The 18,317-nt window shown below is 51.1% G+C and carries 18 protein-coding genes and 1 tRNA gene; 11 read left to right on the forward strand and 8 right to left on the reverse strand.

All coding sequences use genetic code 11. The annotated features are described in order from the left end of the window. Window positions 1-422 precede the first annotated feature (422 nt). The 4 genes from BS29_RS15545 to BS29_RS15560 are packed head-to-tail and all read left to right on the forward strand — an operon-like array spanning window position 423 to window position 2,392. The gene (locus BS29_RS15545; protein WP_229954544.1) at window positions 423-1,229 is read left to right on the forward strand and encodes a hypothetical protein; all 807 of its coding nucleotides are present in this window, start codon (window positions 423-425) and stop codon (window positions 1,227-1,229) included. Between the two features lie 54 nt (window positions 1,230-1,283). Beyond that, entirely contained in the window at window positions 1,284-1,526 is a 243-nt protein-coding gene (locus tag BS29_RS15550; RefSeq protein ID WP_229954545.1) for a hypothetical protein, read from the forward strand. A 58-nt stretch (window positions 1,527-1,584) separates the two neighbouring features. Next, a complete protein-coding gene (locus BS29_RS15555; RefSeq protein WP_229954546.1) occupies window positions 1,585-1,941 on the forward strand; it encodes a DUF805 domain-containing protein in 357 nt (118 codons plus the stop codon). A gap of 55 nt (window positions 1,942-1,996) precedes the next feature. After that, window positions 1,997-2,392, forward strand: coding sequence for a hypothetical protein (locus tag BS29_RS15560; RefSeq protein WP_229954547.1), 396 nt, complete (start codon window positions 1,997-1,999; stop codon window positions 2,390-2,392). A 92-nt stretch (window positions 2,393-2,484) separates the two neighbouring features. On the opposite strand, the gene BS29_RS15565 is transcribed toward BS29_RS15560, so the two are convergent. Beyond that, the gene (locus tag BS29_RS15565; protein ID WP_229954548.1) at window positions 2,485-5,145 is read right to left on the reverse strand and encodes a hypothetical protein; all 2,661 of its coding nucleotides are present in this window, start codon (window positions 5,143-5,145) and stop codon (window positions 2,485-2,487) included. Window positions 5,146-5,174: 29 nt separating this feature from the next. After that, window positions 5,175-6,665, reverse strand: coding sequence for a ShlB/FhaC/HecB family hemolysin secretion/activation protein (locus BS29_RS15570; protein ID WP_229954549.1), 1,491 nt, complete (start codon window positions 6,663-6,665; stop codon window positions 5,175-5,177). 1,093 nt (window positions 6,666-7,758) lie between these two features. Here BS29_RS15570 and BS29_RS15575 point away from each other — a divergent pair. The 4 genes from BS29_RS15575 to BS29_RS15590 all read left to right on the forward strand — a co-directional run bounded on the left by BS29_RS15575 (window position 7,759) and on the right by BS29_RS15590 (window position 10,054). After that, window positions 7,759-7,989: a DUF3489 domain-containing protein gene (locus BS29_RS15575; protein ID WP_229954550.1), complete on the forward strand. Its 231-nt coding sequence runs from the start codon at window positions 7,759-7,761 to the stop codon at window positions 7,987-7,989. After that, window positions 7,986-8,375 (forward strand): DUF2924 domain-containing protein, encoded by a 390-nt coding sequence (locus BS29_RS15580; protein ID WP_229954551.1) that lies wholly within the window; start codon window positions 7,986-7,988, stop codon window positions 8,373-8,375. The genes BS29_RS15575 and BS29_RS15580 overlap by 4 nt, the downstream gene beginning before the upstream one ends. 61 nt (window positions 8,376-8,436) lie before the next feature. Beyond that, window positions 8,437-9,207, forward strand: coding sequence for a recombinase family protein (locus BS29_RS15585; protein WP_229954552.1), 771 nt, complete (start codon window positions 8,437-8,439; stop codon window positions 9,205-9,207). Further along, window positions 9,149-10,054 (forward strand): recombinase family protein, encoded by a 906-nt coding sequence (locus BS29_RS15590; protein WP_229954553.1) that lies wholly within the window; start codon window positions 9,149-9,151, stop codon window positions 10,052-10,054. The genes BS29_RS15585 and BS29_RS15590 overlap by 59 nt, the downstream gene beginning before the upstream one ends. 209 nt (window positions 10,055-10,263) lie before the next feature. On the opposite strand, the gene BS29_RS15595 is transcribed toward BS29_RS15590, so the two are convergent. Then, window positions 10,264-10,338 (reverse strand) — tRNA-Thr (locus tag BS29_RS15595). 113 nt (window positions 10,339-10,451) lie between these two features. On the opposite strand from BS29_RS15595, the gene BS29_RS15600 reads away from it, so the two are divergent. Beyond that, window positions 10,452-10,589: a hypothetical protein gene (locus BS29_RS15600; protein WP_229954554.1), complete on the forward strand. Its 138-nt coding sequence runs from the start codon at window positions 10,452-10,454 to the stop codon at window positions 10,587-10,589. 19 nt (window positions 10,590-10,608) lie between these two features. Here the strand turns inward: BS29_RS15600 and BS29_RS15605 are convergent, their stop codons facing one another. Together BS29_RS15605 and BS29_RS15610 are read right to left on the reverse strand one after the other, a co-directional pair. After that, window positions 10,609-11,094: an acyl-CoA thioesterase gene (locus BS29_RS15605; protein ID WP_229954555.1), complete on the reverse strand. Its 486-nt coding sequence runs from the start codon at window positions 11,092-11,094 to the stop codon at window positions 10,609-10,611. A 62-nt stretch (window positions 11,095-11,156) separates the two neighbouring features. Next, window positions 11,157-12,938 (reverse strand): aminopeptidase P family protein, encoded by a 1,782-nt coding sequence (locus BS29_RS15610; protein ID WP_229956883.1) that lies wholly within the window; start codon window positions 12,936-12,938, stop codon window positions 11,157-11,159. 143 nt (window positions 12,939-13,081) lie between these two features. On the opposite strand from BS29_RS15610, the gene BS29_RS15615 reads away from it, so the two are divergent. Both BS29_RS15615 and BS29_RS15620 read left to right on the forward strand, forming a co-directional pair. After that, window positions 13,082-15,226, forward strand: a complete 2,145-nt coding sequence (locus BS29_RS15615) for a S9 family peptidase (RefSeq protein WP_229956884.1) — start codon at window positions 13,082-13,084, stop codon at window positions 15,224-15,226. Beyond that, window positions 15,223-15,621 (forward strand): acyl-CoA thioesterase, encoded by a 399-nt coding sequence (locus tag BS29_RS15620; RefSeq protein ID WP_229954556.1) that lies wholly within the window; start codon window positions 15,223-15,225, stop codon window positions 15,619-15,621. Before BS29_RS15615 ends, BS29_RS15620 begins: the two co-directional genes overlap by 4 nt. 4 nt (window positions 15,622-15,625) lie before the next feature. Here the strand turns inward: BS29_RS15620 and BS29_RS15625 are convergent, their stop codons facing one another. From BS29_RS15625 to hemC, 3 genes are all read right to left on the reverse strand, one after another. Then, on the reverse strand, window positions 15,626-16,591 hold the full coding sequence (locus BS29_RS15625; RefSeq protein WP_229954557.1) for a mitofilin family membrane protein: 966 nt from the start codon (window positions 16,589-16,591) through the stop codon (window positions 15,626-15,628). Between the two features lie 61 nt (window positions 16,592-16,652). Next, window positions 16,653-17,336, reverse strand: coding sequence for a uroporphyrinogen-III synthase (locus BS29_RS15630; RefSeq protein WP_229954558.1), 684 nt, complete (start codon window positions 17,334-17,336; stop codon window positions 16,653-16,655). After that, on the reverse strand, window positions 17,333-18,292 hold the full coding sequence (hemC, locus tag BS29_RS15635; RefSeq protein ID WP_229954559.1) for a hydroxymethylbilane synthase: 960 nt from the start codon (window positions 18,290-18,292) through the stop codon (window positions 17,333-17,335). The genes BS29_RS15630 and hemC overlap by 4 nt, the downstream gene beginning before the upstream one ends. Between the last annotated feature and the right edge of the window lie 25 nt (window positions 18,293-18,317).

The raw sequence follows: 18,317 nt of genomic DNA on the forward strand, positions 1-18,317 counted from the left end.
GAATCTGCCGTTAGAAGTTGCTCGTTTTAATGACCGCTCTCCACCCCAATCTGGGTCATTCGGCGGTGGCTCGAAATGGGCCGGTTGCAGACAGTCTGGTTCTGACTGCTTGGAGCGCAAAAGCTGACGTTAGTTCCGAACAGGTCAGATGATCCAAGTATAACTAAATATCAAGAATACGGTCATCTACGGTCATGAGGAATATTTATGCCAGACTTCCGCCAAGAACATCTAATCGTTCAGTAGCCGCGTGATTTCTGATTAACGTAACTCCACTGAGTGAACTGCAGAAACGATAGAGTTTCGATGCGTAAAATTCAAATTCTGTTGAAATTTCCGCTGTTTAGTGTAATTAGGGTCAGTAAATTACTTTTTTAAATGGGGTTTTGAAAATATATTGATCGATACAAAGGGGATTACAGATGACTTATATTGCTCGGGTGATAATTGTTTTGACAACATCAAGTGCTCTTACTTTTTTACCATCTACAGCGATATCGGCAAAAGCTCCTGATGAAATCAGGGATGTTGTTGGTTCCCCTATTGGCCAAGGCGAGAGACTTTTGCGCTCGCGGGGCTATATCCATATTGATTCTTCAAGAGGCGATGACCAGCATTGGTCCTATTGGTGGAACGGTAGGAAGAAGCATTGCATCTCGGCAATAACAATCGATGGAGCTTTCCGTTCCATCGATAAAACATCTTCATCAGATTGCGGTCACAAAAATAGCGGTTCGGGCGCTGCTGTTGCGATTGGTGCTGCAGCCTTAATTGGTGCACTGGCTCTATCTCATAAATCACATCATCATAGCGACGGGAAGCACAGCTCATCTCATCAATGGGAGGCTGACCATGAGCGCGGATATCGCGACGGCCTGTATAACCAAGCCTATCACAACTACTCGCGTTCGGATGCATATTCTCAGGGATATGCAGCGGGCGTTCAACAGAGAAATCATAATACTTCCTATCGGCCCGGCTATGGCGGCGGCGGGGGCTATAGAGAGCACGTTAATGTCAACAATCTGGTGGGCCAACTTAATGTTGCGGCAACACGGACATTGACCGGACGCTATGGCTTCGTTCTGAAAGACAAATATAGCGCAGGCAATGGAGATGGTCATTATTCGATCTATTGGCGCAAGCCATCCAAACAATGTATTTCTGTCCATACGCGCAGTGGAACGGTTCGCGACATAAGCTCGATGCGCAAACGAAACTGTCGATAGAAGCCAGATCGTAATTGAGTGAACAAGCTTCTCGTCTTTTGCTATTGGATTTTCATGCTGGCTTATGTTGGTGCCGCAGCAATTTTTGTGACCGGCACTCTGGGGCTTTTCGGTCAAAGCAAAGACCCGATTTCTGGAATTTTCCTTCTGCCTTTGGGGTTGCCCTGGAATCTAACGTCTCAGTTTTTTGCCGAATCTCTTGATCAATGGATAGTCATTTTTGCGCCGCTGATTAACTTATTGATATTGTGGCAGTCCGTTAAACTAACAAAGAAAAAACCAGTTGACGATTTATGACTTTTGAGCGGCTGCAAATTGTAGCTGATAATATAACTGGAATTTGGGGATAATGATCATGATTGATGCATTGAAATATGGATTTGCGAACTATTTCAACTTTTCTGGGAAAACGGGTCGATCAACCTTTTGGTATTGGATTCTCGCGACTGTATTAATATCAATTTTGCTGCAGATTACCGATTTTTTTATAGTAGCTCCTGGGTTAGGCGTGCCGACTGAAGGCGTTGGTGCATCGCAACCCCTAACTTGGCTTTATTCATTGGTGATATTGATTCCGACTATTGCAATGGGCATTCGCAGACTGCGCGATGCTGGCAAACCCGGTTGGCTTATTTTATTAGGCCTAATTCCACTTGTTGGAACATTGGTGTTGATCTACTTTTTTGTACAACCTTCTGAGGGAAGCGAATGAATTTTCGATTATGAAAACCAATCATCTGTAAAACTGCAATTTGAGAGGACCAACTATGAAATTTTATGGAATATCTGCTGCATCGGTTCTCTGTCTTGCCGGTTGTACCTCTGAACCAAGTCAAGAAGCTGCAGTTGATGCAGAGACCTCTGATGCCGTTACCGATGCTCGATCCGATCTTGACGCAGATGCACAAAGCGAAACAGAGGGCGATTTTGATGCCGCGAGCATAGCTGCAGCCCAAGTCTGCCATGATCATGTTTGGTACAATATCGAGAAATTCAAAGATTTGCCAAATGCCGCTATTTCCGCTTTTCCATCTTCAGAAACAGACGGGGAATATGTAATCAATTGGAATGTCAGCTGGGACGATCCCGAGATCAAAGCGGCCGGCACTTGTTTGGTTAAAGATGATCAAGTCTCGGGCTTTGAAGACTATACCGAAAAGTAGATATCAATGGTGGTGCAAAGTGACTGGTTACCGCCAACGGTCATTCCACAACCTCGCGTGGGTAAAAAAGCGATATAGGAATTAAGTTGCCGTTATTCGTCTAGCGCTTCAAATTCCGGAAGCTTGATCCCCACTACAACAACATGGCCCAATACTTGTCTTTGCGCTAAAATCTGGTTGGCATCTATTGCAGCTTCAGTTTCTCCCAACAAATTTCCATGCTCCAAGCTATTATGCGTGGTTTGAATAAGAGGCGTCTGGTTATTGCCCAATGCGGGCGGTGTCGGCGCTTGAACATAGTTGGGACCGCGATATTCTATTCTACCGGCGACATTGGGCGTCAATGATCCGTTAGCCAAAATCAGTCCGGTTTCATAAAGTTTCAGAACATCGACATTTGTAAGAAACTGTCCGGTGAACAAAGAATAATAGGTTGATCTTCCCCCAGGGTTGGTCGTCAGATTTGCTATGTCCAATCCTGGCGGCACGGGCGCCGTGACATTGGGTGATTGCGGTGTCTGCGCATTGCCCAAAGTGGGCGGTGTCGGCGCTTGAACATAGTTGGGACCGCGATATTCTATTCTACCGGCGACATTGGGCGTCAATGATCCATTAGCCAAAATCAGTCCGGTTTCATAAAGTTTCAGAACCTCAACATTTGTAAGAAACTGTCCGGTGGGCAAAGAATAATAGGTTGATCTTCCCCCAGGGTTGGCCGTCAGATTTGCTATGTCCAATCCTGGCGGTGTACCGATAACCGGGGCAATCGGAATCTGATTGTTTCCCAGATTTGCAGGCTCGGGCGCATTGTTCCCTCGCATGGGTGGCGTCTGGTTATTGGCCAATTGTGGCGGCACGGGCGCCGTGACATTGGGTGATTGTGGTGTCTGCGCATTGCCCAAAGTGGGCGGTGTCGGCGCTTGAACATAGTTGGGACCGCGATTTTCAAAATTCCCAGCTATTGCAGGTGCAAATATTCCATTCGTCGAAATCAGACCAGCCTTATGCATAGCTAAGGCGGTTTGGTTGTCGATGTATTTGCTTCCAAGGGTGGAATAAAAGATCGAGCTTCCGGTTGGGTTGGTCGTTGCAAGTCCAGCAAAATCTATGGGTGCTGGTGTGCCTAAAATAGGCGTAGGCGGCACAAAAATATTTTGTGCGCTTGGAGGACGAGAAAACTTAGTTGCCGTCGGCGTCTGGTTACCTCCGAGATTTGGCGGCACAGGTGCTGTGATATCGGGTGTCGGCGGTGTTTGTGAGATGCCGAAGTTTGGTGGTGTCGGAGCTTGCACCATAGGCACAGGCGGCGTCTGGTTACTGGCCAATTGTGGCGGCACAGGCGCTGAAACATTGGGAGATTGCGGTGTTTGCGCATTGCCCAAAGCGGGCGGTGTCGGAGCCTGAAAATAGTTTGGACCATGGTTTTCAAGCTCTCCAGCCAAAGACGGTGCAAGAGTTCCGTTCGTCGAAATTAAACCCACTTCATGCAATTGCAACGCACCTTTATTACTGAGGTACTTGGATCCCTGCACAGAATAAAAGATCGAAGCCCCAGTAGGATTGGCTGCAGCAAGTCCGGCAAAATCTATGGGTGCTGGTGTGCCCAAAATCGGGGTCAGCGGTGTGAAGTTATTTTGTGCAGTCGGTGGATGGCGAAATTTTGTTGCCGTCGGAATCTGATTACCTCCGAGATTTGGCGGCACGGGTGCAGTGATATTGGGGAAAGGCGGTGTCTGATTGTTGGTCAACTGGGGCGGCACGGGTGCATTAATATTGGGGGTTGGCGGCGTTTGCGCTATGCCCAGTTCTGGCGGCGTCGGGGCTTGAACAACAGGCAGTGGCGGCGTCTCGTTATTGGTTAACTGAGGCGGCACGGGCGCTGAAACATTGGGCGTTGGCGGTGTCTGCGCTATGCCCAAATTTGGCGGTGTCGGGGCTTGAAAATAGTTCGGACCGCGATTCTCTAGATCTCCGGCTATTGACGGCGCAAATGTTCCGTTCGCCGAAATTAGACCGGCTTGATGCAACTGTAACGCATCTTTATTGCTGAGATATCTGCTCCCCTGCACAGAATAGAAACTCGAGACACCAGTAGGATTGGCTGCAGCAAGTCCGGCAAAATCTATGGGTGCAGGCGTGCCTAAAATCGGGGTAGGTGGCGTGAAGTTATTTTGTTGAGTCGGTGGACGGGAATATCGGGGTACCTGTGGTGTCGCAGATGGTCGACCGACCGTGATGATGCTTTCCGCCCCTTTTGCAACTGATCCATCGGGTAGAATTAGACCGGCTCTGTATAATTGCGCGACTACGCTGTTCGTTATGAATCGGTCAGCCTTCGTGGAAAAATAGGGAGATTGGCCATTAGGGGCATCGCGTCCTATAAGCGCAAAGTTTATTCCCGGCGTTACGGGCCCTGTTGCACTGGGTACCAAACCAATTTTATGAGTTCCACGAACTGCCAAAGACTGTTTCAGCTTCTCTAGCTTTATCGGCGGATGCGCTGCTCCAAATTTTGCTGACGATGATTCTTTTTTGGTAGAACCCAATGTGCTGCCCAATGAATTGATGCCATGTGCACTGCTGTGACCGTGCTTTTTTCCGTGATGAGCATTAGATGCACGATCTTGTTTATCCTTTTTATCATCCTGATCCGCAGCTGGACTTGATTGTGCAACCGCTGGAATTGCGCCGCCGATGGTCATAGCTGACAAAGCAATAAGGCTTGCAGTTGCGATACCGATTTTTTTGTTCATGGTCGTTCTATCCCTCACGCTCGGAATGCTCAAAATCGAAAAATCGACTGTATCCAAAACCGTACGTCACTGTCCGAAAAGTCACGATTTTCGCCGGTCACCGGATTCCGGGTTGGGCTTTCTTTCAGTTGCCAGCCAACCATTGCCCGAATAATTTGCTTGTTATTCCAATTCTGGTTCAATCCTAGCCCAACACTGCTCAGCGAGAATGAATTCTCAATCAGTGGATTACCCGGTTGCGAACTGGCAAATGGGTCTTCGCGCAATATGATCTTTCCTATAGCAAAATTTGTGGCAACCTGAAAGTGGCCACCCCAGGGCGCATTGTGAATATCATATCGAATATCAAAATGTGCAACGACACCGGAATCACCGTAAACTTCTCCCAGTGGATAGCCCGTCAGGTTTTGCGGACCACCGAGGGAAATCTGTTGCGAGGAATCGAGATTACCCGTTGCTTTTTGTGCGCTGAGTGAAACCAATGCAGACCAGTTCCCTGCTAGACGCTGAAGGCGTGAAACACTTGCATTGAACCGAAGGAAATCTCCCTGTGTTCTTGCCGTCAGTGTGTCAATCAATGCGGCAGTTGGGACGCCATCTAGATCGACTGAACCGGCTGTTGCCCCAAAGGAATAGTTTGTTGAGCCGCCCCCGCCAAACTGATCAAGATTGTTTCCCGCAAGAACGGCCGTCACCAGGTCCAGTTTCCGTTCAGAAAATTTCACTCCAAGCTCTTCATCTTCGAGCGACAGATGCTCAAACTCGATAGAAGCACCCAGATTGTTGCTGCGGCTGCGAATTATGGGATAACTAAGAGATGCCCGAATGTTAAACGCATCACCTTCTGGTCTCAGAGCGCGAAACTCATTTTCCAGTTCATAGTGCAAATTGCTAACCGAAATAGCGCCTCTTAGACCTGAATAACCGATCGGTAAGGACAGCTCACCAAATCCGTAAAAAGAAGTGTCGCCTGTAGTAACAAACCGAGCACGTAACCGCTCACCATTGCCGGTAGGGCTGTTAACATCAAAACCAAAAGAAAATTTATTCTTACCAGTACCGGCGCTGCCGAAATTATTATATGCGACATAGCCGGTAAATTGCTGCGTGCGTTCAGCCCTGGCTACATAGCGCCCGCCACCAGTTTGGGTACCAGGCAATATGACAGCGCTTGCCGAAACACCTGGGGTATCTCGCAAAAGTAGCAAAGCGCGATCGACCGTTTCTTCGTTAAAGACTTCACCGGGCTTTAGTGCATTCCTGACAATCTTGTCCGCATAGTTCTGGTTCAACCCTGTTCCGACCACGTCGACCAAGACACCATCGGGCTCCAGAAACCCTTCAACCACGCGAAGATTAACCACCCCATCCTTAATGAAATGCGGAGGCACAAGAACAGTCGCAGTAAGATAGCCTTTTGAACGGTAATGGGCCGTCAGCGTATCAACCGCTTGTTGCAACTCACCCATAGTAATCTCACGCCCAGAAAAAGGGGCAAGAACAGCCTGAATGTCGGCCAACGATAATTTGGTGTTCCCAGTTATATTGTAATTCGCAATATAAACAGATTCACCGCTCAGCTGTGTTTCGGAGCCTAGATCATTTGGACTAGGAACTCCTTCGTCGTTGTCGCGCGGAGGAAGCGTTAAATCATCCCGTTCAGTTTCCTGGAGAATTGACCCTGAATCCGGTGTCGTTTGAGCATTGACTGGATTGATCAAACCCATCGCCGAAGCTGCCAACAAAAGGGCAATAAAATTGGGGCATCGTCTCTCATGAAAGAAGATGTTTCCAGACACAGTTGCCAGCAAAAAACGCTTGTTATTTTTTGCTTGAGAATGCTGCGCCACGTCAAACATAAGACCCCACCCTATCCATTATTGATCCATCAAAACAAATGCCTATCAATATTTACTAGCCTGTAAATATATACATATATTGATGGTTAGCAATGTTTCGCCGAATTTTAACATTGTTGGCCAGCAGCTCGGACATCAAAGTTCTTGAAATCCGATACCCAATAATTTGCAACATCTGGAACGCACCTGAACGCGAACACAATCGACCTTCATCGAACAAGCGATCGCGAACTTGAATCCCGATACTAAGGCGTGCAGTTCCGATGCAAGATTGAACCGCTCGTTTTATGTCCGCATTTGGGATAAAGCGGAAACCGGAAACCGAAGCGCAAAGCGGTCATTCCCGAGTAGCTCCAATCGCCATCAACAGGATTTCTATCTGGTTGGCTTGATCAATCAGGTCGTCCAGCGGTTTCAACACTCAGATTGATCACTCGCGCTATGTTGGCCACGCACAGCCGATACATGCGCATCTTCCAAACGCGCTGTCACAAGAGTGAATAACCCCGATCGCGCTTTTCAGGGATCGATTTCATCCAATTTGATCATGCCTCAATTAACGCTCATCCAGCGCTAGAAGCCCACATGTAGCTTTGACATCTTTGTGAACTTTCGACTGGACTTCGATGCTGTTCCGAGCATTGCTGCTGTTGCCGAACACGACTGATGTGGACCGCCGCCGCGCCCTTGAGGTCATCCGCGGCTTGGGTCAGTGGAAGCGCTGGATAACCCAGCGCCAAACTGGAGACCCGACATGGCAACGTCCAAACCCAAGACCAAATCTGCAAAAGTCATCGCGCTGCTTGTTCGAGGCAATGGTTCGAGCATCAATGAGATCGGCAAAGCCACAAACTGGAAACCGCATAGCATTCGCGCTTTTCTTACCGGTCTCCGAAAGAGAAGCTATCTGGTTGTACGCGAACAGCATCGAGACGATGAAACAGTCTATCGGATTGCTGAGCAGTCAGAGGCAAGAGCATCGTGACCGTGCTCGACAAACAGCTGGCAGCATTGAAGACAATGCCTCCTGCCCAACTTCGCGCGATGTGGCAGGATGTCTATCGCCGCCCTGCGCCGGATGTCAGCCCAGATTTGCTCCGGTGCAGGATTGCCCACCGCTTGCAAGAACGTACGCGCGGTAAGCTGCAGCTTCCAACTTTGCGAGAAATCGACCGGATCACCGGACAGCTGATCAGAAGCGGAAGGATCGGGACCAGAACGCAAATCGCGCTCAAGGTTGGCACAAGGTTAACCCGCAGCTGGCAGGGCAGAAATTATCATGTTCTCGTTTGTGATGAAGGCTTTGAGTATGAGGGGCGCCAATACAACAGCCTTTCCCAGATAGCTGAAGAAATCACTGGAGCGCACTGATCAGGGCCTCGGTTCTTTGGTCTTCGAAAGCGAAGTGAATACAAACCAAAAGCGGTCAACAATGACTGATCGAAGGGTTCTGCGTTGCGCTATTTATACACGCAAATCCACTGAGGAAGGTTTGGAGCAAGATTTCAACAGTCTGGATGCCCAGCGAGAAGCTTGTGGCGCCTATGTCTTGAGCCAGGCCAGCGAAGGCTGGGAAGCAGAGACGGAACAATATGATGATGGTGGATGGTCGGGTGGCTCGATGGACCGCCCTGCCCTTCAGCAGCTTCTGTCAGACGTCAAGTCTGACAAAGTAGATATCATCGTGGTTTACAAGGTGGACCGGTTAACCCGATCATTAGCCGACTTTGCCAAGATTGTGGAAATTCTCGATGAACATGACGCGAGCTTTGTCAGTGTCACGCAAAGCTTTAATACTACCACGAGCATGGGACGTTTGACGCTCAATGTCCTGTTATCCTTTGCCCAGTTTGAACGTGAAGTTACGTCCGAACGCATCCGGGACAAGATTGCCGCTTCCAAGAGGAATGGCATGTGGATGGGCGGTGCAGTGCCTCATAGCTTCAGGGTCGAGGATCGGAAACTGTTGGCTCGTGAAGACGAAGCGCAAGACGTGAGGCACATTTTCCATACCTATTTGGAGATCAGATCCATCCCTAAGCTCTCCGGTCATCTTGCCCGGCAAGGCATTCGCACCCGCAAGCGGACATTGAAGAATTGGGAAAACCATAGGCGGCGTTTGCTTTGGTACTGGCCCCCTCGCGGTGCTCCTCAAAAACCCTATCTACATCGGCAAAGTCCGGCACAAGAACCGCGTCTATGATGGTGAACATCAAGCCATCATTGAAGAGGATGTTTTTGAAAGGGTTCAGACCACTCTTGCTAAGAACTGTCTCGACAAGACCCTGGGCAAAAGAGCGAAAAACCCTAGCCTGCTTGCGGGAATGATCACCGATCCTGAGGGGAGGAAAATGTCACCGGCAGCAGGCAAGAAAGGATCCAAGCGATACAGCTATTATGCCACTCGGATCAGCCCAAACCAAGACAGTGCATCGAAGTGGCGACTGCCAGCTGGTGACATTGATCGTTTTGTTATTGATGCCATTGCTCACCATTTCCGGACCGATGCACAGCCAGAGGAAGCTTGCCCGAATGAACTCGCGGAGAAACGCAAGCGATACAAGAACTGGGCCACAATCCTGCCTGGTCTGACTGTTCCTGAAAAACGAAAGCTGCTGATTGAATGGAATACAAATGTTGAGCTCCGTAAGCAAGAGATCGGCATATCGCTGCAGCCTGATCCGGACGGTGCAGTCCAATCCATCTCGGTCGAGGTCAAACTCGTCCGAAGGGGCAATGAGCTGAAACTGGCCCTGTCACCGGACAGCAAGTCCGCAAAGCGAATTGCCGATCCGTCCCTGCTCAAACTGATGGCACAGGCCTTCGCGGCCAGGGAGCATCTGATCGATGATGCTGAATCCGAGTTCGTGGGCCGATACAGCAAAGAGCACCTGAGCAAGCTTGCCAGGCTAAGCTATCTTGCTCCTGACATTGTCTCTGCGATTATCAATGGCTGCCAGCCACCACAAATCTCGGCCCGTCAGTTGCTACGTAACGGTAATATCCCGTTCGACTGGGCCGAACAGCGGAAGCAGCTCGGGTTCGCTTGAAGCGGCCGAAACCACTCCAAATTCAAACTGCATCCGAGGACGCCAAATCGGCCTCTAGAGATAAGGGCCATATTGCGCCTATTTCTACGAGGCCAAAAGGGTCTCTGGCGCACGCCGTTATCGCTGCGCTGGCATAACCCTCTAAGAAAAAGCGATTAATCCTCCGAAGCCAGTCGCAATCTTAGGACGCGCAAAAATTGAAGAAAAAATGGTGCTGCTAGGGAGAATTGAACTCCCGACCTCGTCATTACCAATGACGCGCTCTACCACTGAGCTACAGCAGCACTGATTTTGATTGCGAGGAGCGATCTGCTCCAAGCCCCGCGCCTATGGCCAAAGGGTTAAGGACTTGTCAAGCGCAGTTGCAATTTTGATGATCTGCTGGCAAATATTTGCGATGCCCAAACCACAACCCAAGTCTGAAAAACAGCGTAAAGAAGCCGAGAAAGCGGACCGGCTTGCCGAACAATTGCGCGCCAATTTGCGGCGACGCAAAGCGCAGGCCAAGGATATGAAATCGACCGACCCAGAGTAAAGGTCAGCATTTCGGGGCGTTAGGCAGCAACGACAGCCCGTTCGGGCTCAATAATCTCAAAATCCGTTACAGCATCGATAAAACTCTGCGCCACGGGCGTGACTTCTTCTGTCGTTGGATCAAACCAGACATAAGTCAGTTTAACTATGTTCAGCAGCATATCATCGCGTACGATATGCGCGATGGCAGAATAGCTGGTCCGGCCGAATCGGGTGATGCGCAAACAAACGTCGATCAGGTCGTCCGCCTTGGCCGGAGCGCGAAAATCGACTTCAGCATGGCGTACCCAGTTGTCACCGCCAAATAGTTCAAGAAATTTGCCGGGCGAATCTTCATTGCCAGTTGCACCAACAAGCTCGCGAAAATACTCCGTCACGCCGATATCCGCAAAAGCAAGATAATTTGCATTAAACACAATGCCCTGCATATCCGCCTCCGCATAGCGCACGCGGACGGGAGTGATCAGCCGAAAGCCGGCGCGCGGGTCTTTAACATCTGTTGTCATGAAGAAATTTGTCCGTCGGTAGGGGTGCTTCACCCATCATGCGAAGCACGTTAATAGTCAGATCATAGCGGCGCGCATTGCTCCTGAAGCCAATCATGGGCGTCGCCTTCCACTTGCGGGCCGACAATTTCAAGCACCTGTGCATGATAATCGTCAACCCACTGTCGTTGGCTTTTGGACAAAATGGAGACATCAATCAGGCATCGATCCAGCGGCGCGAAGGTTAAGGTTTCAAAACCCAGCATATCCTGCTCCGCCGCGGGCACAGCGCGTTCCTCCACCAAAATCAGGTTTTCAATCCGAATACCGAACGCATCATCCTTATAATAGCCGGGTTCATTGGAGCAGATCATGCCAGCCACCAGAGGTTCCGCAAATCCGCCGAAAGCGGCAATTCGCTGTGGTCCTTCATGCACGGACAGATAGGCCCCCACGCCATGTCCGGTGCCATGGGCATAGTCGACGCCATCGGCCCACAGATATTGTCGCGCCAATATATCAAGCTGTCCGCCGGTGGTGCCTTTGGGGAAGACCGCCGTTGCCAAAGCGATATGGCCTTGCAGTACCTGCGTATAACGCTTGACCATCTCTGCCGTGGGCTCACCCACCGCCATAGTGCGTGTGACATCGGTGGTGCCATCGCGATACTGTCCGCCGCTATCGACGAGATAAAGCGTACCGGTTTCAATCTTGCGATTGGTTTCTTCATTCACGCTATAGTGACACAGCGCGCCATTGGGTCCGGCACCTGAAATGGTTCGGAAAGACAGATCCATCAGCTTGTCCGATTGTCCGCGAAATTCGGCGAGCTTGGCCGCAACCGACAGTTCGTCATGGCCGCCTTTGGGCGCTTCCTGTGCAAACCAGTGTAGAAATTGGCTCAGCGCCGCACCGTCACGTGCCTGGGCCGCTCTGTGGCCATTGACCTCGGTTTCATTTTTGATTGCTTTGGCCAAGACGGTCGGATCGCGCTTTTTAACAATATGTGCGCCAGCGCCTTCCAGCTGTTCAAATATCGCGGCCACCGACCGTTCCGGATCGACGCCAAGCTTCTTGCCTTCATATTCCGCCAAAGCATCAGGAAATTCGCTGTAGTCACGAAGCGCAACCGCATTACCGAGATGCACCCTGACTTCATCCGTCAGTTTTTCCGGCGCCACAAACAGCTCCGCATTACCGTCCGATTTCACAATCGCATAACCGCGCGGAACCGGGGTGTTGGCAATATCTTGCCCACGAATGTTAAAGGCCCATGCCACGGAATCTAGCGCTGCAATCACCGTTGCATCAAGGCCTTCCTTATTGAGCCATGCGGCAATATCACCGCGCTTGTCGGCAGCGCTTTTGCCTGCAAATTCGTCCGGTTGCACATCCAGCTTGGCGAGTGACGGTTCTGGTTGATCTTCCCACACTGTATCAATGGGATTGGTCTTCACAGCCGCCAATTTGGCATTTTGCTTAGCGATTTTCGCTTTGGCTGACTTGGCCCAGTCTTGTGTATGCAGCCATGCATCATAACCTATCGTAGAATTTTCAGGTGCATTCTCACCGAGCCATTCGATCACGCTCTGATCGGCCGTGCCAACATATTCATAGAGATTGCCATCAACCTGATCCCGGACCTGGATGGTGTAGCGACCATCCACAAAAATCGCGGCCTTGTCTTTCAGCACAACGGCAGATCCGGCCGAGCCGCCAAAGCCTGTGAGCCAAGCCAGGCGCTGCGCATAATCGCCGACATATTCGCTCATATGCTCGTCACAAATCGGAACGACAAAGCCGTCTAGGCCATCTTTTGCCATTTGCTCGCGCAAGGCTGCGAGCCTTGCTTCATAGGTCGACATCAACATTGGCTGTGAAACTCCTTGAAATAGCGCTTTAGCAGACACATAGGTGTTTCAGACGATTTCCGCCACCAATTTCCCCAAAGAGAGGCGCTATGAAACAGATATTTTTACCCCTGATATTGGCCCTGAATCTGTCCGCTATGCCGGCATATGCACAATCTCAAACAGAAGAGACCACGAAAAAAATGGAAAAACCGCCCATCGCTGAGCAGCGACCCTATAGTTACGAGCGCCATGGTTATACCATCAGCGATCCCTATCACTGGCTCAAGGATCAGAGCTATCCCAAAATCGATGACGAAGATGTGCTCGATTACCTGAAAGAGGAAAATAAGTGGTTCGAACAGAATATGGCCGGGCAAAAAGCGCTGACCGATAAACTGTTCAAGGAAATGCGGGCCCGGATCAAGGAAGACGAAAGCACGGTACCACAAAAGGACGGTGACTGGATTTACTGGACTGCTTTTGACGAAGGGGCGCAATATAGGAAATGGTATCGCAAACCGGTCGCGGGTGGTGAAGACCAGCTCATTCTCGATGAAAACGAACTCGCCAAGGACAAAGAGTTTTTCCGGCTAGGCGCGTTGACCATCAGCAAAGACGGAAGTCTGATGGCTTATAGTTCGGATACGAATGGTTCCGAACGATATACTGTCCGTTTCCGTTGTCTGGACGATTCAGTGGACCTGCCAGATGAAGTCTGTGGTGCGAGTGGCAAGTGGGGCGACGTTTCAATAGAAGGTACTATCGGTAACATCGTTTTCTCGGCGGACGCAAAAAGCCTTCTATATGGTTTGGTCAATGAAAACTGGCGCGTTGACCAGATATTCATGCATCGTCTCGGCACCAAGCAAAGCGACGATGTCTTGATATACAAAGAGCCAGAACTGGGCTTCACGGCGGGCGTTGGCCTGACCCAGTCAGAAAAATTTATAGCGATTTCTACCGGTGACAATGAAACCAGTGAAGTGCGGCTGATCCCCACCGACAATCCAACCGGGGAACAAATTCTCATATCCCCGCGAAAGAAAGGCCGGGAATATTCGGTCGAGGAACATGAGGGAACGCTCTATATTCTCACCAATGATGATCATGTGAATTTCCGGCTGGCGACTGCATCGTTGGACAAGCCTGGTGAATGGGAGACCCTGATCGCCGGATCCGACGCATTTTATCTGACGGACATGACCGCTTTTAAGGATTTCTATGTCACAGAAGGGCGTGAAAATGGTCTCGATCAGGTTGAAATCCGGTCCTATGCTGATCCCAACAAGATAGAACGCATCGCATTTCCCGAGGCCAGCTACAATGCCGGACTGGATAACAATCCGGAATATGAAATCAGCAAGCTCCGGCTAAGCTATGAATCCATGGTCACGCCCGATACGGTCTATGACTACACGCTCACCGACAAGGCGCTGGAAACGCTGAAAGTACAGGAAATTCCGTCCGGCTATGACGCCAGCCAATATACAACGGAACGCCTGACCATAGAGGCACGCGATGGCGCTATGGTTCCCGTATCCCTGGTCTATAAAAATGGCACCAAGCTGGATGGCAGTGCACCGCTGCATCTCTATGCTTATGGCGCCTATGGCTATGCCGTGCCGCCAAGCTTTTCGACCACCCGCCTTTCACTGGTTGATCGCGGATTTGTTTACGCGATCGCCCATATTCGCGGAGGGGATGATCTGGGCCGTAACTGGTATCTGCAGGGCAAGCTGATGCAGCGCACCAATACGTTCAACGATTTTGTCGATGTCGCGAAAGGATTGGCCGACAAAGGCTATACAAGCAAGGGCCGGATCAGCGCTTCTGGCGGGTCTGCCGGCGGCGAACTAATGGGTGCGGTCGTCAACAGTGATCCTGATCTCTGGGGCGCAATTGTTGCCCATGTCCCCTTTGTTGATGTGCTCAACACGATGCAGGATGAAAGCCTGCCGCTCACCCCTGGTGAATGGCCGGAATGGGGCAATCCGATAACCGACAAGGCCGCCTTTGAATATATACGCAGCTATTCGCCCTATGATCAGGTGAGCGCGCAGGATTATCCACCGATGCTGATTACTGGCGGACTCAACGATCCGCGCGTGACCTATTGGGAACCGGCTAAATGGGCGGCCAAGCTGCGCGCAACCAAGACGGATGACAATATCCTGTTGCTCAAAACCAATATGGGAGCGGGCCATGGCGGTAAGTCGGGACGCTGGAACCGGGTTGAGGAGACGGCAGAGGAATTTGCCTTTATTCTCTGGCAATTGGGCGTGACCGAATCTGAGAAATGAGCGAGCATGTCCTGGAAATAACAGCGCAGCCGGAAGATATTGACGAGCTAGGCCACGTCAATAATGCCGTCTGGGTGCGCTGGATTCAGGATATGGCAACGGCCCATTGGAGCGCGATCGCACCGCCGGAATATGTTGAGCGCTATATCTGGGTCGTGAGTCGCCATGAAATCGACTATCGCGGCAATGTCAGCGCGGGCGAGACCGTTACCGGTCGCACCTGGATATCCGATCCGCCCAAAGGTGCGCGTTTTTGGCGCAATGTCAGTTTTACGGGTGTCGATGGAAAGCTGAAAGTATCGGCCAAGACCAATTGGGCTATTATCGATCAGCAGAGCGGCAGGCCAGTGCGGGTACCACAGACATTAGCGGACTTGTTCCTAAAACCCGAATAGGCATTCAAGGCGCCGGTATCGGCGTTACTGGAGCAAGCGGTGAAGGCTGATCAACTCTTTCTCCTTCGGCCGTGCGCAATTGCTGCGGCTCCAATATCGCTGCTGTCTCAATGACATCCAATGCACGCCGCGCTTCATTATAACGCCGCGCCTTCTCCATCCATTGATTGGTTAGTTCATTGCCACTGTTAGTGCCCGGTAATTTTTCAATCTCGGCAATGGCCGCATCAACATTCCCATTTTCAACATAGCGCTTTGCACGGATGAGCCGCTGCTGCGGTACCGGTGATGGCGTTCCGTCCCTGCGGATCACGAATAGCTCGGACATTTCCCGCTTGAAATCAGTCCAGAATCCCTCGCCGCTGGAACCGCTGGTCAATGATGGGCCAATATCGTCCAAGCCTGTCGCTAATTCCTCCAGTGTCACTGGTTCTCGCGATGCATTGATAATAGTAGTGGTCGCCTTGGGTTGGGCATCACCAAATCGCAGTCGTAACTGCGATTCGATATAGCCCAGCGGCGATCCACGATCGAGAGCGCGCCGAGCGGCAAAGGCGATCAGAAGGCCTTCGGCCCGTGCGGCATTGCCTGAGGCCGCTTGCGCCTGGACATTGATCCGCGATAACCGGTCCTCAAGATCGGCAACACGCACGGCCAGTGCTCTCTCCTTGTCGGGTGTAAGCGCTGGAATTTCGGTTGGCACAGGTTTTACGGGCGGAGGCGGCAATACGGTTCCATCGGCGTCAATGCGTTTGGCCAAAGCCGTCGCTGGATCAGCTGCGCCCGATGCTTGCGCTGTTGTAACGCTAGCCGCAGCTTCATCCGTATTGTCAAAAGGATTATAGCGCGAAAATATCCAGCCGGTCAGAATAGCGCCGCCAACGAAGGCAACCACCATCAACACCAGAACGTTCCGGGTCAAATTGCTTTTTCCGCCCGACGAGGCGATTTTTTCATAGTCCCGGCTCATTCAACTTCCCTAGGTCCTGCTTGTCCGCGCTAATCGCGGTCCCAAAATAGCATTTTTGTATTCATGGCAGACATAGTCGCCCTGCCAGAGACAGTAAAGCATCGTCCGTCGGCTGATCGGCGATCTGCTTGCTTTTCCAGCCGCTTCCCGCGGCTTGCGCAATATTGGGCGACAATGCGGCGACATAATTAATCGACCGATCCAGATCCAGTCGATCCATCTCGGTGATCAATATTTTTGCCGCGCGAACTGAATAGAGCAAAACCACCTGACCTTGTCTTAGTGCCTTTTGGGCTATGGCTCCTAAGGGCAATGCGCGTGCTTGATAGACCCTGCAAAGGGTGATTTCCCGCCCTGATGGCACCAGCTTTACATGGTCTTTGCCGGTGAGTCGCAATATCCGAGAATAGCGATCAGCGGGCAATGATTGCAAAAGATCAATCGCTCCACCGCTGCCTGTTTCAACCACATTGAAGCCCGCTTGCCGAGCCGCAGCCGCCGTTGCTTCGCCGACGGCCAAAAATGGCAATTGCTTATAGTTCGAAAGTTCTGCCCCTGCATATTGCACGCCATTGGCACTGGTCACCATTACAGCATCAAAATCCGACGCGGGCGGGGCTTTCCAATCCATGGATTCGATCACAAATAGCGGGTCAATATTGACTGTTAGACCGATTTCTTCTGCTCGCCGTGCTGTTTTCCGAGCGCCCTCAATCGGTCGCAGAACTAGAACTGAAAGCGTCATCGCCCAAAAATAGCTTTTAGATCTGCACTGGCCTGGCCGAGTAACTTACGGGCTAGCCGAGCCGGCGCCTTTACATCGCCGCTGTCAAAATCAGATGTACCGCTGACACTCTCGCTACCATCCGGCAACAATATTTCCGCCCGCAAATGCACCCGCAGCCCATCCACTGTAGCAAGTGCCGCAACCGGGCTGTGACAGTCAGCGGTTAGTTCTTTCAGAAACATTCGTTCTGCAGTCACAGCGCGGGATGTACGCGTACAGGAAATTTCCTTCAGCAGGCGACGCACATGTTTGGCATCCGTCCGCGCTTCAATACCGATCGCGCCTTGGGCGGGTGCTGGCAGCATGATGTCGTCAGATATCTCGTGCCCGATCTCTGTCATATCCAGACGATCGAGACCAGCCCCAGCCAAAAGTGTCGCGGCATATTCGCCATCTTCGATTTTCTTCAATCGGGTTTGAACATTGCCGCGAATAAGGCGAATGTCGAGATCACTACGCAGACGCAGCAACTGTGCTTTCCGTCGAGGGGAAGCGGTGCCGACAATCGCACCTGGCGGCAAAGCAATCACGCTTTCTGCGCCAATCAATCGGTCATGAATATCTGCACGTTCCATCATTGCGCCGATAACAAAGCTATCGGGACGCAACGTCTCGACATCTTTCATACTGTGTACCGCACAATCAATTTCACTATCATGCAGAGCCCGGTCCAGCTCCTTGGTCCACAGCGCCTTACCGCCAACATCCGCAAGCGCTCGATCCTGAATCTTGTCTCCTGTCGCGACCATCGGAACCAGTTCTACCTGCTCCGGGCGCCAGCCATGTGCGGACAATATCGCCGCGGCGGCCATCTCCGCCTGGATCATGGCAAGCGGGGATTGGCGCGTACCCATCCGTAAAGGTCGTTCCACACCGGCCTTTAATTTTGTTTTGCTATCGCCATGACTAGTCATAACCCTTGTCCTAATCCCACCATGG

The organism is Parasphingorhabdus litoris DSM 22379 (genome assembly GCF_020906275.1).
GTDB lineage: Bacteria > Pseudomonadota > Alphaproteobacteria > Sphingomonadales > Sphingomonadaceae > Parasphingorhabdus > Parasphingorhabdus litoris.

Excerpts from the sequence above, each read along its gene's own strand:
- BS29_RS15545 (WP_229954544.1), top strand. The coding sequence starts at position 423 with ATGACTTATATTGCTCGGGTGATAATTGTTTTGACAACATCAAGTGCT.
- BS29_RS15550 (WP_229954545.1), top strand. The coding sequence starts at position 1,284 with ATGCTGGCTTATGTTGGTGCCGCAGCAATTTTTGTGACCGGCACTCTG.
- BS29_RS15555 (WP_229954546.1), top strand. The coding sequence starts at position 1,585 with ATGATTGATGCATTGAAATATGGATTTGCGAACTATTTCAACTTTTCT.
- BS29_RS15560 (WP_229954547.1), top strand. The coding sequence starts at position 1,997 with ATGAAATTTTATGGAATATCTGCTGCATCGGTTCTCTGTCTTGCCGGT.
- BS29_RS15565 (WP_229954548.1), bottom strand. The coding sequence starts at position 5,145 with ATGAACAAAAAAATCGGTATCGCAACTGCAAGCCTTATTGCTTTGTCA.
- BS29_RS15575 (WP_229954550.1), top strand. The coding sequence starts at position 7,759 with ATGGCAACGTCCAAACCCAAGACCAAATCTGCAAAAGTCATCGCGCTG.
- BS29_RS15585 (WP_229954552.1), top strand. The coding sequence starts at position 8,437 with ATGACTGATCGAAGGGTTCTGCGTTGCGCTATTTATACACGCAAATCC.
- BS29_RS15600 (WP_229954554.1), top strand. The coding sequence starts at position 10,452 with ATGCCCAAACCACAACCCAAGTCTGAAAAACAGCGTAAAGAAGCCGAG.
- BS29_RS15605 (WP_229954555.1), bottom strand. The coding sequence starts at position 11,094 with ATGACAACAGATGTTAAAGACCCGCGCGCCGGCTTTCGGCTGATCACT.
- BS29_RS15610 (WP_229956883.1), bottom strand. The coding sequence starts at position 12,938 with ATGTCGACCTATGAAGCAAGGCTCGCAGCCTTGCGCGAGCAAATGGCA.
- BS29_RS15615 (WP_229956884.1), top strand. The coding sequence starts at position 13,082 with ATGCCGGCATATGCACAATCTCAAACAGAAGAGACCACGAAAAAAATG.
- BS29_RS15620 (WP_229954556.1), top strand. The coding sequence starts at position 15,223 with ATGAGCGAGCATGTCCTGGAAATAACAGCGCAGCCGGAAGATATTGAC.
- BS29_RS15625 (WP_229954557.1), bottom strand. The coding sequence starts at position 16,591 with ATGAGCCGGGACTATGAAAAAATCGCCTCGTCGGGCGGAAAAAGCAAT.
- BS29_RS15630 (WP_229954558.1), bottom strand. The coding sequence starts at position 17,336 with ATGACGCTTTCAGTTCTAGTTCTGCGACCGATTGAGGGCGCTCGGAAA.
- hemC (WP_229954559.1), bottom strand. The coding sequence starts at position 18,292 with ATGACTAGTCATGGCGATAGCAAAACAAAATTAAAGGCCGGTGTGGAA.